This window comes from Pseudomonadota bacterium, from assembly GCA_010028905.1.
Classification (GTDB): Bacteria; Vulcanimicrobiota; Xenobia; order RGZZ01; family RGZZ01; genus RGZZ01.
Map to the genome: position 1 here is coordinate 1 of RGZZ01000899.1, position 1,111 is coordinate 1,111.

Here is a 1,111-nt window from a genome sequence, read left to right on the forward strand (position 1 = left end):
TCGACCGCGCGCGGTCGAACCCCGACGAGGCTCGACGCAACGCGGCGCTCGCCGCGGGGCAGCGGCGCATCGCAGAGTTCAAGACGCGGTTCGAGGAGATCGGCGCGAACATCGAGCCCGGCGTAGACCTCGTCGCGCAAATGGTCGCACCGATCTCGTGGGGCGACACGGAAGCCCCCGACGGCATCGGTGATCGCCGCGCGTTCCTGCCCGGCACCGCGTTCTCCTTGGGCAAGGAGTCGTCGATCCGGGTCAACCGCGCGACCGTCAGGACCGACTTCGTGATCTACGCGCGGCAGCGGGGTCGGCTTGAAGAGACCCCGCACCAGATCCGAGGCGCCGCGTTGGCGTGGGGCGGTCGAACCGAGCCGTGGACCTACGCGACGGAGCAGCGTCTACTGATCAGCAAGATCGCCGGAAGTACGCGCCGGTTGGAGCTTATCGCAGACCTACCCCTCGATCTGGCAGAGCACGCGACCGACCTCTGGCTAAACACCACGAGTAACCCCGCCCCGCAGCGCCAGCCCTTGCTTCGGCTCGGGCCGACTACGTACAAGGCGCGGTTCCCGATCATCGCGCTCGATGATGGACGCGTGGTCTACCCGATGTACGCCGGGTTCACGCCGCCGCTGGGCGACGAGGATAGATACGATCCCACGCGGCTCTTCGGCTACATCAACACGCTGAACCCGACGGTCTACCCGTTGTGCAGCCCCGAGGGCCGGTCGGTGTGGATCGACGCGCTGCGCTCCGACAAGATCGTGGCGCCCAAGCCTCCGAGCGAGTCTCCGCCGAGCTACGCGAGGTTCAACATCGTGGACCTCGTACCCGCGCGGGCGACGCGGTCGTGGTGGGAAGCGGTCACCCGCCGGTTTGCCGGCGGTCTGTACGAGATCACGGAGAACGTGCTCGCCGAGATCCTGCGTCAGCGGTCTGCGCTGACCGAGGAGCGCGTGGGCGAGCGGTTCTGGGCCTCGACAAGCAAGCAGACACTCTGACCGGGGGCGCGGCTTGCTGCCGTGATCGCACCGACTAGCCGCTACCCCAGGGACCACCTGGGATAGCATCACGAAGCAGAACAGCGAGGACTACCATGTTCAAGGGCTACTTC

The 1,111-nt window shown here is 67.1% G+C and carries 1 protein-coding gene; it reads left to right on the plus strand.

The features are described 5' to 3' along the window. On the plus strand, positions 1 to 998 hold a 998-nt coding region (locus tag EB084_26215; GenBank protein ID NDD31758.1), incomplete at its 5' end, for a hypothetical protein. Between the last annotated feature and the right edge of the window lie 113 nt (positions 999 to 1,111).